The following is a 13,617-nucleotide window of genomic DNA, read 5'->3' on the forward strand; positions in this document are numbered from 1 at the left end:
GAGCCGGGCCCGTACGAGAAACAGAGCCGGGCCCGTACGGGAAACGGCACCGGGCCCGTGCGGGGAACGCACGGGCCCGGCCCATCACCACATACCGCCGCTCGCCGAACTACTTGACGAGGACGGCGGCCTCCTTGGCGGCCTTCGCGTCCTTCGCGGCCGCCGCGCCGGACTTCGCGGGCACCGGCGTGGCGTGCGGAGCGCAGGTCACGTCCGTGGCGTCCACCGTGCCCTTGAGCAGGTAGGCGTCCACCCGGTCGTTGACACACGGGTTGACCAGACCGGTGACCCCGTGCGAACCGGCGTCCTTCTCGGTGACCAGGCGCGACCCCTTCAGCCGCTTGTGCAGCTCCACCGCGCCCTCGTACGGGGTCGCGGCGTCACGGGTGCTCTGCACGATCAGCGTCTCGGGCAGCCCCTTGGCGGCCCCCACCTCCAGCGGAGTCCGCTGCTTGGCGCCCCAGGTGGCGCACGGCAGGTTCATCCAGGCGTTGGACCAGGTCAGGAAGGGGTAGTCGCGGTGGAGCCGGGTGTTGTCCCGGTCCCACTTCGACCAGCTGGTCGGCCACTTGGCGTCGGCGCACTCGACGGCGGTGTAGACGGCGTTGCCGTTCTCCGAGGCGATGTTGCCCGCGGTGTCGGACATGTCCGGGCCCGCGGCCTCGACCAGCGCCTTCTCATCGCCGGCGAGGTAGTCGCTCCACACCTGGGCGACCGTGGCCCACGAGGAGTCGTAGTACGGAGCGCTCTGGAAGAGCCCGAGCAGCTCGGCCGGGCCCACGACCCCGCCGATGGGGCTCTTCTTGGCGGCCGCGCGCAGCTTCTCCCACTGCTGCTGGACCTTCGCGGGGGTGTCGCCGATGTGGTAGGCGGCGTCGTTCTTGGCGACCCACGCCTTCCAGTCGTTCCAGCGCGTCTCGAAGGCCACGTCCTGGTCCAGGTTGGCCTGGTACCAGATCTTCTCCCGCGAGGGGTTGACCACGCTGTCCACGATCAGCCGGCGCACATGGGTCGGGAAGAGCGTCGCGTAGACCCCGCCGATGTACGTTCCGTACGACACGCCCAGGTAGTTGAGCTTCTTGTCGCCGAGCGCGGCCCGGATGACGTCGATGTCACGGGCGGTGTTGGGCGTCGTCATATGCGGCAGCATCCAGCCGCTGCGCTCCGCGCACCCTTCGGCGTACTCCCGCGCCAGCTCGCGCTGGACACGCTTGTCCGCCTCGCTGTCGGGCACCGGGTCAAGCTTCGGGGCCTTGACGAACTCCTGGGGATCCACACAGGAGATGGCCGCCGAGTGGCCCACCCCGCGCGGGTCGAAGCCGACGAAGTCGTACGCCTTCGAAGTCTTCGTCCACAGCGGGTTCTTGGTGGTGACCCGGGTCGGGAAACGGAGCCCGGAGCCGCCGGGCCCGCCCGGGTTGTAGATCAGCGACCCCTGTCGCTCGGAGGCGGTGCCGGTGTTGGCGATCCGGTCCACCGCGAGCTTGATGGTGCGGCCGTTCGGCTTGGCGTAGTCGAGCGGCACGGTGACATAGCCGCACTGGATGGGCTTGGCCAGCCCCCAGTCGGCCGGGCAGTCCGCCCAGTCGATGCCCTGCATCGCGGCCTTGGCCGCGGCCACCGCCACGCCACGGGCCTCGGCGGCCCCACCGGGCGTCCGCTCCGCTGCCCCGGCCGTGGGGGCGGCCAGCGCACCGGTTATCAGCGCACCGGCGATCACACCGCCGGTCACGCCGAAGATTGCTGTGCGTCTCACGTAGTAATCCCCCTGCTTTGTTGCGCCGCCAGGAGCGGCGATGATCACAGAGTGTCAGGGGGATTCTTCTGTCTGGCTTACCGCCGAGTACAGGGCAAACCGCCGTTTCTTTATCAAGACGTGAACATCAACCCACGGCGGCGGCCGCCTCGTCGAGGGCCCGGCGGAGCTGAAGGGCGTCCGGGGCCACGGCCGTGGCGAGGGCGGCGGGGCCGGTCAGGGGCGTGAGGACGGCGGTCTCGCCGAGCAGCCGTGGCCGCGCGACGGGGCTGGTGTCGTACGACGGGCCGACCACGAGCAGCTGCCCCACCGCGCGATGCCCGCCGAGAACCGCGCCACCGTCCCAGCCGGGGGCGCCGGGGCCGTAGGCGAGTTCCTGGTCGAGCAGCGGGCGCCCGGCGCGGTGGACGGTGAGACGAGTGGTCAGATGCCCCGGGGACTCGCCGGTACGGCCCAGGATCTGCTCCTCGCGGAGCACCAGGCGGGCGGTGGGGGCGAGTTCGACACGGGTGGTCATGCGCAGATCACTGCCGTGGGCGGAGATCAGGGGTTCGGGCAGCCAACGCAAAGTCGCGCCGTCGGCGACGGTCAACCGGATCTCGTAGTGGGCGGGCCCGGCCGACCGCCCGGGCAGGGCGATGGTCGCCGCGGCCGAGCCGATGCGCAGCCGGGTGCCCGGCCCCGCCGTCACCTCCAGCGCGATCCGGTCGCCGCCGAGGGGCGCGCTCATGGCTCCGACCACGGTGACCCGCGCCTCCCCGTCCACGACGCTCCGGGTACGACGCAACGCAAGCGGCCCGTCCCCCACGAGAACAGGCAACGCGATACCACCCCGCCCATCCACCTCAGCCCGAACCCGCCCAACGGCCCGAACGCCTGCGTTTGGGGCGTTTGTGGTGCTTGGGGTGTGCGTTGTGCCTAGGGTGCCTGCCGTGCTTGGGGCGCCTGTCCTGCTTGGGGCGCCCGTCGTGCCTGGGGTGCGCGTAGTGCTTGGGGTGCGCGTAGTGCTTGGGGTGCGCGTAGTGCTTGGGGTGCCCGTCGTGCCCGAGGAGGCCACCGCAGGCGAGGTGGCCGTCATAGCTGAGGGGTCCACCGCGCCCGAGGGGCCTGCCACAGCCGAGGTGGTCGAGCCTCGCCCCGGGGCCGGGGCGTCCCGCGCCGGGGCGTCCCGCGCCGGGGCATCCCGCGCCGGGGCGTCCCGCGCCGGGGCGCGCCCGGACAGCGGCCGCGCGGGGCGCGGCTGTTCCCCACCGGATACGGCCGGACCGCCCGCCGACGGCAGCTCCGGGCCGGACACGACGTCCTGGGCGCGCCCGGACGTCCGAGGCACGAGGGGCGGCCGTATCCCACCCAGCGCGACCGAACCGTCCGGCGGCCACTCCGAGCCAGGCACAGCATCCGAGCCGAGCGCAACGTCCGGAGCGGGCACGGCATCCGGGGCGCGCCCGGACAGCGGCCGCGCGGGGTGCGGCTGTTCCCCATCGGATACGGCCGGACCGCCCGCCCGCGGCAGCTCCGCGCCGGGAACGGCATCGGAGCCGGGCGCAGTGTCCGGGCCGGGCATGGCATCTGGGGTGGGTGTCATGCCGGGGTCGCTGTCCAGGCGGCCAGGCGGGTGCGGACCCAGTCGGCGATGGGGCGGACGCCGTCCTCGGCGACCAGGGAGGTGAAGGCGACGGGGAGTTCACCTCGCTGGGCCTTCGCGTCGCGCGCCATGCGCTCCAGGTCGGAGCCGACGTACGGGGCGAGGTCGGTCTTGTTGACGACGAGCAGATCGGCGGTGGTGACGCCGGGGCCGCCCTTGCGGGGGATGTCGTCGCCGCCCGCGACGTCGATGACGAACACCTGCGCGTCGACCAGGCCCTTGGAGAAGGTCGCGGTGAGGTTGTCCCCGCCGGACTCGACCAGGATCAGATCGAGCGGACCCACGGACTCCTCGAGCTCCTCGACCGCCTCCAGGTTGGCGGAGATGTCATCGCGGATCGCGGTGTGCGGGCAGGCGCCGGTCTCCACGGCGGTGATGCGTTCGGGCGGAAGTACGGCGTTGCGCAGCAGGAACTCGGCGTCCTCTCGGGTGTAGATGTCATTGGTGACCACAGCGAGGGAGAACTGGTCGCGCAGCGCCCGGCACAGCGCGGCGACGGTCGCGGTCTTGCCCGAGCCCACCGGCCCGCCGAGGCCGATGCGCAGCGCCCTGCGGGTGCCGTCGGGGCGTTGGGGGGCGGGGGCGCCGTAGGTGTGGCGCGGGGGGTAGGGGTCCGCGTGGTCGAGGTGCATGACGGCTCCGATGTTCCAACGGGTGCGGGGGGATGCGGTTCGGTTCGCGCCGGGGTTACGAGGCGAAGAGGCGTACGGACCAGGTGGCGTGCTGTTCGGCGGCGATGTCGAGCAGTGGCGCGGAGGCGGCGGGCAGCGCGCCGGGGCCCTGGTCGAGGGCCCGCCGTGCCGCCTCGGTGGCCCGCGCCACGACCTGGTCCAGCTCGGGGGCGAGGCGGGCGAGGACGGCGGTGGCGTCGAGGGGGTCGAGGCTCAGCAGCCGTACGGCGGCGGTCGCGGGCCCGCTCACCGCCTCGTACCCGGCGGCGTACGCGGCGTCCGGGGGCCCCAGCCCGGCGGCGCGCGCGGCGAGTCCGAGCACCACGGGCTGGTGCGCCCCGCGCGGCCGGGCGGCGGCGAGGGCGTCCAGCTCGGGCGACGGCCAGGTGGCGCGGGCGGCGCGCATCAGCTGACGGCCGAGCCGCCGGGCGGTGGCGCGCAGCGCGGGGGCGGGGGTACGGGCGTCCGCCGCCTCGTCCAGCGCGAGCGGGTCGAGCCCGGCGGCGGCAGCGGCGGCGAGCCCGGCCGCGGTGAGCCCGGCGGTGTGCAGCCGGCCCCGGCAGAACGCCTCCAGGGAGGCCGCGTCATGGATCCGGCCCGCCGCGACGGCGGCCTCGGCACCGCCGGAGTGCGCATGGCCTCCGGCGGGAAACCGGCCATCGGCAAGGATGAGCAACGCGGCAACCCCGCTGGCCCCTGCGCCCCGGCCCCCGCCAGGGACCTCACCCCGGCCCCTGCCCAGGACCTCACCCCCGCCCCCGCCGGGAACTTCACCCCGACCCGCACCAGGGACCTCACCCCCGGCCCCAGCCGGGGCTTCACCCCGACCCGCGCCAGAGACTTCATCCCGGCTACCACCCAGAACCTCATCCCAGCCGCCGCCGAAGGCTGCGCCCCCGCCTCTGCCGGGAACTTCACCCCGCCCCGCGCCGGGGACCTCACTCCGACCGCCGCCGGGGGCTTCACCTCGACCCCCACCCGCGACCTCACGCCGGACCCCGGGGGCCTCGCCGCGACCCCCGCCCGGAAGTTCACCGTGACCCGCGCCCGGGGCCTCTCCCCCGAGCACCCGTTGCGCGGCCGGGAGGCCGGGCCCTGCCGCGCGCCCTGCGGGTGGGGCATTCGTCGTCGGGTGGCGGGCACGGTTCGAGGCGTCCGGTGGCGGGGTAGCGGGGGTCCAGGGGGCGGAGCCCCGTGGTTTCGGGGAGGGGCGGGGTGGGGGAAAGCCCGCCCACGACCCACCCGCGGCCGACCCACCGCCGTCCCAAGGCGCGGGCGGCATCTCGTTCGCAGTCATGACGGACGCCCGGTCAGAAGAGGAAGTACCGCTGGGCCATGGGAAGTTCCGCCGCCGGAGCCGGTTCCACGGGCTCGCCGTCGATCGTCACCGTGAACGTATCGGGATCGACCTCGACCCGCGGCAGGGCGTCGTTCTCCCGCATATCCGCCTTGCTGACCCCTCGGGTACCGCGGATCGGGACGAACCGTTTGCGGAGGTCCAGCCGGTCCACCAGCCCGTCGTCGAGCGCCGTCGGGGTCACGAAGTTGACCGAGCCCGTGGCCGCCGCGCGGCCGAGCGCGCCGAACATGGGGCGCGGCAGAACCGGCTGCGGGGTGGGGATCGAGGCGTTGGCGTCGCCCATCTGCGCGTAGGCGATCTGCCCGCCCTTGATCACCAGTTGCGGTTTGACACCGAAGAACGCGGGGTCCCACAGCACCAGATCGGCCAGCTTCCCGGTCTCGATCGAGCCGATCTCCCCGTCGAGCCCCTGGGCCACCGCCGGATTGATGGTGTATTTGGCGACATAGCGACGCGCCCGGTGGTTGTCGGCACGGCCGTCACCGGGGAGGGCGCCGCGCCGCCGCTTCATCACATGCGCGGTCTGCCAGGTGCGCAGCACCACCTCGCCGATCCGCCCCATGGCCTGGGAGTCGGAGGAGATGATCGAGATCGCGCCGAGGTCGTGCAGCACATCCTCGGCGGCGATGGTGCTGGGCCGGATGCGGGACTCGGCGAAGGCGAGGTCCTCGGGGACGGCCGGGTTGAGGTGGTGGCAGACCATCAGCATGTCGAGGTGTTCCTCGACGGTGTTGATGGTGTGCGGGCGGGTCGGATTGGTGGAGCTGGGCAGCACATTCGGCTGGGAGACCACGGTGATGATGTCGGGTGCGTGCCCGCCGCCCGCGCCCTCGGTGTGGTACGCGTGGATGGAGCGCCCGGCGATGGCGGCGAGGGTGTCGCCGACGAAGCCCGCCTCATTGAGGGTGTCGGTGTGGATGGCGAGCTGGGCGCCGCTCTCCTCACAGACGCCGAGGCAGGCGTCGATGGCGGCGGGGGTGGCCCCCCAGTCCTCATGGATCTTGAATCCGAGGGCTCCGCCGCGCAGTTGGGACCACATCGCCTCGTGCGAGACGGTGTTGCCCTTGCCGAGCAGCCCGATGTTGACCGGATACCCTTCCAGCGCCTCGAACATCCGGGCGAGGTGCCAGGGGCCGGGGGTGATGGTGGTCGCCTTGGTGCCCTCGGCGGGGCCGGTGCCGCCGCCGACGAGGGTGGTGATCCCGGAGGCGAGCGCCTGATCGACGAGGGTCGGGGAGATGAAGTGGACATGGGCGTCGATGGCGCCCGCGGTGAGGATCCTGCCGTTGCCCGCGATGACCTCGGTCTCGGGCCCGATGACGAGGTCGGGGTGGACGCCGTCCATGGTGTCGGGGTTCCCGGCCTTGCCGATGCCGGTGATACGGCCGTCACGCAGGCCGATATCCGCCTTGACAACGCCCCAGTGGTCGAGCACGACGGCGCCGGTGATCACGGTGTCGGGGGTGCCTTCCGCGCGGGTGGCGCGGGATTGGCCCATGGATTCGCGGATCACCTTGCCGCCGCCGAAGACCGCCTCGTCCCCGGCCCGGCCGGGCCCGCCGCTGCGGTCCTCCTCGATCTCGATGAAGAGGTCGGTGTCCGCGAGCCGTATACGATCCCCGGTGGTGGGGCCGAAGAGATCGGCGTACACCGCGCGGTTCAGCTCAACGGTCATAGTGCGCCCTTTCGTTCGCTTCTCCGCCCGCGAGGCGACAGCGCACCCCGCCACCCACACACCACCCGGCGGCCCCGCGCGCGACGCTCACAGCACCCCTTTCGTTCGCTTCTCCGCCCGCGAGGCGACAGCGCACCCCGCCACCCACACACCACCCGGCGGCCCCGCGCGCGACGCTCACAGCGCCCCTCCCGTCTCTCCCCGCAGCCCCGGCACCATCCGCTCCCCCGCGATCGGGATCAGGGCGACCTCGACGGGGATGCCCGGTTCGAAGCGCACGGCGGTGCCCGCGGGGATGTTCAGCCGCTTGCCGCGGGCGGCGGCGCGGTCGAAGTCGAGGCCGGGGTTGGCCTCGGCGAAGTGGTAGTGGGAGCCGACCTGGACGGGCCGGTCGGCGGCGTTGAGCACGGTGAGCCGGGTGACGGGCCGCCCCTCGTTCAGGGCCACCGGTTCATCGGCGTAAAGGATCTCTCCGGGGATCATGGAAACGCCCCCCCCGTCAGGCGATCGGCTGATGGACGGTGACCAGCTTGGTGCCGTCGGGGAAGGTGGCCTCGACCTGGACGTCACCGAGCATCTCGGGGACGCCCTCCATGACCTCGTCGCGGGTGAGCACCTGGCGCCCGGAGGCCATCAGCTCGGCGACGCCGCGGCCGTCACGCGCCCCCTCCAGGATGTGGACGGTGATCAGCGCGGTGGCCTCGGGGTGGTTGAGGAGCACACCCCGGGCCCGTCGCTTCTCGGCCACATCGGCGGCCACATGGATGAGCAGACGTTCCTGCTCATGTGGGGTCAATCGCATGCTTCCCGCCTCTTCCCATCATCTTCGTACCATCCGCCGGAAACCACCCGCTCAGCACCGTCCGGGGCGGCTCGCGCCCGGCTTCCGCAGGTTAGTTCCACGGCGTTTCATCGGCGTTAACTCAAACGCCCCCAGTCAATCCCGATCGATGCTGGTCAAGCCGGTCGTACGGGCCTTGATCACGCCTTCACAACCCCTTCGAGTGCCACCCGTCATCCGCTCGGCGGACCCATACGTCCGGCTATCGCACTTGACGGCCCCACCGCATACCCCCGATTCTCATGTCCGCAACACCATGATTCACCTGCTCCGCTCCAACCCCCCACATCACAACGGAGCCCAACTGTGAAGCGAATAGCGTCATTTCGCCGCGGCACCCTCGCGGCGGCAACCGGTGCCGCGCTCGCCGCGGCCCTGCTGAGCGGCGCCTCCGGCGCCGAGGCAAACGTCAGCTCCCAGGCCGCCGCCCCCGACGTGGACGTCGCGGCCGTCAAGGCCGACCTGGGCGAACTCCAGTCCATCGCGGACGCCAACGGCGGCAACCGCGCCCATGGCGAGCCCGGCTACCAGAAGTCCCTGGACTTCATCAAGGGCAAGCTGGACGAGGCCGGATTCACCACCTCCGTCCAGGAGTTCACCTCCGGCGGCAAGACGGGCTACAACCTCGTCGCCGACTGGAAGGGCGGCGACGAGGACAAGGTCGTGATGACCGGCGCCCATCTCGACTCGGTCGAGGCCGGCCCCGGCATCAACGACAACGGCTCCGGCTCGGCCGCGATCCTCGAGGTCGCGCTCGCCGTGGCCAAGGCCGACCTCCAGCCCACCAAGCATCTGCGGTTCGCCTGGTGGGGCGACGAGGAGGACGGCATGATCGGCTCGACGCACTACGTCGACAGCCTGGCGTCCGATGACCAGTCGAAGATTGACTCCTACCTCAACTTCGACATGCTCGGCTCCCCCAACGCGGGCTACTTCGTCTACGACGACGACCCCGAGCTGGAGAAGGTCTTCACGGACTGGTACGCCGCGAAGGACATCACCACCGAGCCGGAGACCGAGGGCGACGGCCGCTCGGACCACGCCCCGTTCAAGGACGCGGGGGTGCGGGTCGGCGGTCTGTTCACCGGCGCCGAGGCCACCAAGAGCCAGGAGCAGGCCGACAATTGGGGCGGTGAGGCGGGCGAGGCGTTCGACCCGTGCTACCACTCCGCCTGCGACAAGACGTCGAACATCGACGACAAGGCGCTGGACCTGAACACCGACGCCATCGCCAACGCGATCTGGACGCTCAGCTCCTGACGAGCGCCCTGATACCCGACCGGCGCTGAGCCGGTCCTGACCCGTCCGTCACTCCTCGCGGCCCGGACGCCGATCCCCGGCGTCCGGGCCGTTGTGTTCCGCCGCGATACCGAAGCGCCGCCGTTCGCCCGGAGCGGACGACGAGGGGCGCATCGATGACACGGTGCTGATCACCTGCTCCTCCTCGCCCGATTCGATCTCCTCCAGACGCCGCAGGTCGGCGGCGGAGACCAGGGCGACAAGCGGCTTCCCGTGGCGCGTGACGACCACCCTCTCGCCGCCGTACACCACGCGGTTGATCAGCTCCGCGAGCTCTGCACGGGCTTGCGTCACCGGAATCTCGTAAGCCATGCTCCCATCATATCGGGATGTACATCCTGTACATTTTTTATGGAGCCAACGCCACCGAGACCGAACGACGACGCCGAGAGGTGACGCGATGGAACGACCGACCGCGCGCTATGTCCTGCCCGAGTTCACCGAACGCACCAGTTCGGGGACGCACACCATGGACCCGTACGCCAAGCTGCTCTCCGAGCGCATCGTCTTCCTCGGCACCCCGATCGACGACACCGCGGCCAACGATGTGATCGCGCAGCTGATCCATCTCGAGCACGCCGCGCCCGACCAGGACATCTCGCTCTACATCAACTCGCCCGGCGGCTCGTTCGGGGCCATGACGGCGGTCTACGACACCATGCACTTCGTCTCCTGCGACATCGAGACGGTCTGCCTGGGCCAGGCCGCCTCGGCCGCCGCCGTGCTGCTGGCCGCCGGCACCCCGGGCAAACGCCTGGCGCTGCCGGGCGCGCGGGTCCTGATCCACCAGGCCGCGTTCGCCGAGCCGGTCGAGGGCACCACCTCCGACCTCGAGATCCAGGCCAATGAGGTGCGGCGCACCCAGGAGACGCTCGAGGCGATGCTGGTGCGGCACACCGGCCGGAGCGCCGAGCGGATCCGGGCCGATATCGACCGCGACAAGATCTTCGACGCCGCGGGCGCGAAGGCGTACGGGCTGGTGGACGAGGTCACCCGGAGCCGTAAGCGGCCGGGCGCACCGCGACGGGCCGGGTGAGCGCGGTGCTGCCACCCGAGCTGCCCCCGCTGCCCGCGCTCACCCGCGCGGAGGGGAGCGTCGTAGACGGCTATCTGGAGGCGGTCGATCTGCTGGGCCGGATCAACCCGGCGCGCGGCCGTGACACCTACGGCAGTCTGCGGGCCGCCCAGGCGCTGGTCGCGAAGGCCACCGCGCTGCGGGACGCGCTGGCGCTGATGCATGAGCGCGGGGAGAGCGAGCTGCACACCGCGACCCTGGCCCGGGCGCTGCGAGTGCTGGACGGGGAGCGGCGCGCGGAGCGGGTCACACTGCCCCCGGCGCTGCGGGCCTGAGACGCCCCGGCCGGGGGCGCGGAGCCGTCGCCCGAACGGCGGAGCGGGATTCCGGCGGGCCGGACGGGGCCGGTTTGCGCCCAGCGGGCGGCCCGGGTCCGTGCCGCCGTCCGCTCCACCACTCCTCGGCACGGCCGTTCCGGCAGGTCATGGACGCGGCGCGGGGCGGTCGGCACCACCCGAACGGCCCCGCAGTGACCACCGTCACATCACGCGCTCTCGAGTCGGAACCGGCGTCGCGGCTGCGTGACCATCCCTGGGGACGACAGGACTCCGTCACCGAATCGGGGCGGGGTCGGCTCACGAAGGGTGGCGCGTGATGTCTGCGCAGATACGAATCCCCAGGATGTTCTCCCGAGCGAGCGCCGTCTCCGCCCTCACCGTCGCCGCCGTGGGAGGCACCGTGGCGACGCCGGGGTATCCACCGGAGGCCGAGGCCGCGACCGTCGCGGCCAAGGCGCTGCGGATCGCGGCGTCGAAGAAGGGCGCACCGTACAGGTACGGCGCGGCGGGGCCCAAGCGCTTCGACTGCTCCGGGCTGACGCAGTACGCCTACAAGCGGGCCGGGAAGCGGCTGCCGCGCACCGCGGCCGCGCAGTACAACGGGACCCGCCATATCAAGGCCGCCTCCCGCAAGAGCGGGGACCTGGTGTTCTTCCACTCCGGGAGCGGGGTGTACCACGTCGGTGTGTACGCGGGCAGCGGCCGGATCTGGCACGCCCCCAAGACCGGCACGGTGGTGCGACTGGAGCGGATCTGGACCAAGAAGGTCTGGTACGGACATGTGCGCTGATCCGCTGTAGCCCCCAGTGGCCATGGGTAGGTTGACGGGGCCGGGACACCGCTGTGGACCGGCCCCGTCGACCACCGGAGGCTTGGCATGGCGTATCTCAACCCGGTCCGGCACATCACCTTCGACGCCCGTGATCCCTACGCCCTCGCGCGGTTCTGGTCCCGGCTGACGGGCTACCCCATGGAGGAGGACGCCGATCCGGACGCCGACCACGCGTTGCTCAGCCCGGGGCAGCCCGGGGTGCCGGGGCTGCTCTTCCTCCGGGTCCCGGACGCCAAGACCGTCAAGAACCGGGTGCACCTCGACATCCAGCCCCCGGCCGGCACCCGGGACGCCGAAGTGGAGCGGCTGACCGGGCTGGGCGCGACCGTGGTGGACGACCGGCGCACGGAGGACGGCCTGGGGTGGGTGGTGATGGCTGATATCGAGGGCAATGAGTTCTGTGTGGAGCGCAGCGCCGTCGAGCGCGGCCTGGTGCCGGCATGAGCGAGCCCTTCCACGGCGCGCCCTTCGAGGCGGACCGGACCTATGACCAGGTGTATCTGCTCTTCGTCGACACCTCCGGGTATTCGACGATCGTCCGCTCGAACCCCAGGGACCGCGCCGCGCACGCCTTCGATCTGCTGCGTGAGCGGATGCGCGCCCGGATCGGGCAGTTCTCGGCCCAGCACCGCTGTGCCCGCAGCGACTTATGGAGCTGGCGCGGCGACGGGGGCTTCTTCGCGGTCCACGACGACCGCGAGAGCGTGGCCCGCGATGTCGCGCTGGAGGCGGCCCGTACCTTCCTCACCCTGGATCTGCGCCATCTGCGGGACGAGTTCGCCCAGGCGGGGGTGGAGGGCGAGCTGCATGTGCGGATGGCGCTGCACAAGGGGGCGATACGGCACACCGGCGAGGGCCGGACCGGCGCCATCCACTCCCCCGACATCAATCTGGCCGCGCATCTGGAGAAGGCGACTCCCCCCGACTGCCTGGCGGTCTCGGAGGATGTGTACCGCACGGCCGGGCCGTATGCGGAGCTGTTCGCCCATGTGGGGAGCCACGAGGGCAAGGACGTCTATCTGATGGCGGGCGACGGCGGTCCGGGCGGGGCGGCCAAGGCATGGCTGGCCGGCCGGGGGCTCGCGGACGGCTTCCCGGCGCACGCGTATCCGGAGCGGCCGAGCCCCCAGGAGAAGGCGCGGCTGCTGGACTCGGCGGCCGAGGAGGTTCTCGACATGGGGACGGCGCTGCGCACCACCTCCAGCCGGCTGGTCACCACCGAGCGTCCGGCCCGCTTCCGTGACGCGGTCCTCGGACTGCTGCGCCGGGGCGGCACCTACCGCTGCTATCTGCTGGACCCGTCCTCGGACGCGGCGGCCACGCTCTCCCGCCAGTACCAGGAGGACATGACGCGGAAGGTCAAGGATTCGCTGGAGCGGTTCGGCCGTTTCAAGGAGCGCTACGGGGCGGAGGCCGACGGGCTGCGGGTCTATCAGACGGACGAGTTCCCGGGCTTCTCGGCGCTCACCGTCGACATGAGCCACCCGGGCGGGCTGATTCTCTACTCCTCGTACCTGATGGGCACGGGCCGGTACGGGGTGATCGAGCGCGGCGACATGCCGCACTATCTGATCGGCCCGGCCGCCGGGCGGGTCTTCACCCGGATCCGCCAACTGGCCGAGGCGCGGGTCTCGGCGGGACAGGCCCAGCGCGTGCTGTGAGCGGTCCAGCGGACCGGGCGGGGTCCAGGCCGGTTCGGCGGGACCGGTACGGGTCCAGGCCGGTTCAGCGGACCGGCACGGTCCACGGCAGGGCGATCCAGACGGTCTTGCCGCCGTCCGCGGTCGGGGTGACGAACACCTCGCCGCCCGACTCCGCGGCCAGACAGCGCACGATGACCATCCCGCGCCCGCTGTCCTGCTGGGTGGCCAGCGGCAGCCATCTGGGCCATTTGGGATGGCTGTCGGTGACCCCGATCTCCAGCCGCTGCTCACGGTCGAGCCGTAGGTCCACGGTGAAGGTGGGCGACTGGCCCACGGTGTGCTCCACGGCGTTGGTGGCGAGCTCGGAGACGATCAGCCGCACGGTGTCGGCGGCCTCCGCTCCCGCCCCGAGCCCCCATTCGGCGAGCACGTCCGTGACATAGGCACGTGCCTCGGGAACCGACGCCGGTGCGCTCGGCAGAGTGACGGATGCTTCCTGATGGTCTGCCATGACGGCCTGTCCCTTTCCCGCCGGGGCGCGG

Annotated in this window: 15 protein-coding genes; 6 read left to right on the top strand and 9 right to left on the bottom strand. The window is 72.1% G+C overall.

Features of this window, described 5'->3' with window-relative positions; genetic code table 11:
• Positions 1-109: 109 nt before the first annotated feature.
• The 7 genes from NQU54_RS35160 to NQU54_RS35190 form a co-directional block, all read right to left on the bottom strand.
• Positions 110-1,756 carry an alpha/beta hydrolase gene (locus tag NQU54_RS35160; RefSeq protein WP_257634562.1) on the bottom strand — a complete coding sequence of 549 codons (1,647 nt, stop codon included), beginning with the start codon at positions 1,754-1,756 and terminating at the stop codon, positions 110-112.
• A 127-nt stretch (positions 1,757-1,883) separates the two neighbouring features.
• On the bottom strand, positions 1,884-2,834 hold the full coding sequence (locus tag NQU54_RS35165) for an urease accessory protein UreD (protein WP_372506151.1): 951 nt from the start codon (positions 2,832-2,834) through the stop codon (positions 1,884-1,886).
• A 503-nt stretch (positions 2,835-3,337) separates the two neighbouring features.
• A complete protein-coding gene (gene ureG / locus NQU54_RS35170; RefSeq protein WP_257634563.1) occupies positions 3,338-4,033 on the bottom strand; it encodes an urease accessory protein UreG in 696 nt (231 codons plus the stop codon).
• 55 nt (positions 4,034-4,088) lie between these two features.
• Positions 4,089-4,748 (bottom strand): urease accessory protein UreF, encoded by a 660-nt coding sequence (locus NQU54_RS35175; RefSeq protein ID WP_257634564.1) that lies wholly within the window; start codon positions 4,746-4,748, stop codon positions 4,089-4,091.
• A 634-nt stretch (positions 4,749-5,382) separates the two neighbouring features.
• Complete coding sequence (locus NQU54_RS35180) at positions 5,383-7,107, bottom strand: urease subunit alpha (RefSeq protein ID WP_257634565.1); 1,725 nt, start codon at positions 7,105-7,107, stop codon at positions 5,383-5,385.
• A gap of 177 nt (positions 7,108-7,284) precedes the next feature.
• Positions 7,285-7,590, bottom strand: a complete 306-nt coding sequence (locus NQU54_RS35185; protein ID WP_167505134.1) for an urease subunit beta — start codon at positions 7,588-7,590, stop codon at positions 7,285-7,287.
• 16 nt (positions 7,591-7,606) lie between these two features.
• Entirely contained in the window at positions 7,607-7,909 is a 303-nt protein-coding gene (locus NQU54_RS35190; protein WP_069867325.1) for an urease subunit gamma, read from the bottom strand.
• A 345-nt stretch (positions 7,910-8,254) separates the two neighbouring features.
• Here NQU54_RS35190 and NQU54_RS35195 point away from each other — a divergent pair, with 345 nt between their 5' ends.
• Positions 8,255-9,208 (top strand): M28 family metallopeptidase, encoded by a 954-nt coding sequence (locus NQU54_RS35195; RefSeq protein ID WP_257634566.1) that lies wholly within the window; start codon positions 8,255-8,257, stop codon positions 9,206-9,208.
• A gap of 48 nt (positions 9,209-9,256) precedes the next feature.
• On the opposite strand, the gene NQU54_RS35200 is transcribed toward NQU54_RS35195, so the two are convergent.
• On the bottom strand, positions 9,257-9,559 hold the full coding sequence (locus NQU54_RS35200; RefSeq protein ID WP_069867327.1) for a type II toxin-antitoxin system Phd/YefM family antitoxin: 303 nt from the start codon (positions 9,557-9,559) through the stop codon (positions 9,257-9,259).
• Between the two features lie 88 nt (positions 9,560-9,647).
• On the opposite strand from NQU54_RS35200, the gene NQU54_RS35205 reads away from it, so the two are divergent.
• From NQU54_RS35205 to NQU54_RS35225, 5 genes are all read left to right on the top strand, one after another.
• A complete protein-coding gene (locus NQU54_RS35205; RefSeq protein WP_257634567.1) occupies positions 9,648-10,283 on the top strand; it encodes an ATP-dependent Clp protease proteolytic subunit in 636 nt (211 codons plus the stop codon).
• Between the two features lie 5 nt (positions 10,284-10,288).
• Positions 10,289-10,597 (top strand): hypothetical protein, encoded by a 309-nt coding sequence (locus NQU54_RS35210; RefSeq protein WP_069867549.1) that lies wholly within the window; start codon positions 10,289-10,291, stop codon positions 10,595-10,597.
• Between the two features lie 319 nt (positions 10,598-10,916).
• On the top strand, positions 10,917-11,390 hold the full coding sequence (locus NQU54_RS35215) for a C40 family peptidase (protein WP_069867329.1): 474 nt from the start codon (positions 10,917-10,919) through the stop codon (positions 11,388-11,390).
• Positions 11,391-11,477: 87 nt separating this feature from the next.
• Entirely contained in the window at positions 11,478-11,876 is a 399-nt protein-coding gene (locus NQU54_RS35220; RefSeq protein ID WP_257634568.1) for a VOC family protein, read from the top strand.
• Positions 11,873-13,093, top strand: a complete 1,221-nt coding sequence (locus tag NQU54_RS35225; RefSeq protein WP_257634569.1) for a nucleotidyl cyclase domain-containing protein — start codon at positions 11,873-11,875, stop codon at positions 13,091-13,093. The genes NQU54_RS35220 and NQU54_RS35225 overlap by 4 nt, the downstream gene beginning before the upstream one ends.
• 64 nt (positions 13,094-13,157) lie before the next feature.
• Here NQU54_RS35225 and NQU54_RS35230 read toward each other — a convergent pair whose 3' ends face one another.
• On the bottom strand, positions 13,158-13,586 hold the full coding sequence (locus tag NQU54_RS35230) for an ATP-binding protein (protein ID WP_257634570.1): 429 nt from the start codon (positions 13,584-13,586) through the stop codon (positions 13,158-13,160).
• Between the last annotated feature and the right edge of the window lie 31 nt (positions 13,587-13,617).

It is taken from the genome of Streptomyces malaysiensis subsp. samsunensis (assembly GCF_024519315.1).
Classification (GTDB): Bacteria; Actinomycetota; Actinomycetes; order Streptomycetales; family Streptomycetaceae; genus Streptomyces; species Streptomyces malaysiensis.

Coding starts and splice junctions, on each gene's coding strand:
- NQU54_RS35165 (WP_372506151.1), bottom strand. CDS start 2,834: ATGACGGCCACCTCGCCTGCGGTGGCCTCCTCGGGCACGACGGGCACC.
- ureG (WP_257634563.1), bottom strand. CDS start 4,033: ATGCACCTCGACCACGCGGACCCCTACCCCCCGCGCCACACCTACGGC.
- NQU54_RS35180 (WP_257634565.1), bottom strand. CDS start 7,107: ATGACCGTTGAGCTGAACCGCGCGGTGTACGCCGATCTCTTCGGCCCC.
- NQU54_RS35185 (WP_167505134.1), bottom strand. CDS start 7,590: ATGATCCCCGGAGAGATCCTTTACGCCGATGAACCGGTGGCCCTGAAC.
- NQU54_RS35190 (WP_069867325.1), bottom strand. CDS start 7,909: ATGCGATTGACCCCACATGAGCAGGAACGTCTGCTCATCCATGTGGCC.
- NQU54_RS35200 (WP_069867327.1), bottom strand. CDS start 9,559: ATGGCTTACGAGATTCCGGTGACGCAAGCCCGTGCAGAGCTCGCGGAG.
- NQU54_RS35205 (WP_257634567.1), top strand. CDS start 9,648: ATGGAACGACCGACCGCGCGCTATGTCCTGCCCGAGTTCACCGAACGC.
- NQU54_RS35215 (WP_069867329.1), top strand. CDS start 10,917: ATGTCTGCGCAGATACGAATCCCCAGGATGTTCTCCCGAGCGAGCGCC.
- NQU54_RS35220 (WP_257634568.1), top strand. CDS start 11,478: ATGGCGTATCTCAACCCGGTCCGGCACATCACCTTCGACGCCCGTGAT.
- NQU54_RS35225 (WP_257634569.1), top strand. CDS start 11,873: ATGAGCGAGCCCTTCCACGGCGCGCCCTTCGAGGCGGACCGGACCTAT.
- NQU54_RS35230 (WP_257634570.1), bottom strand. CDS start 13,586: ATGGCAGACCATCAGGAAGCATCCGTCACTCTGCCGAGCGCACCGGCG.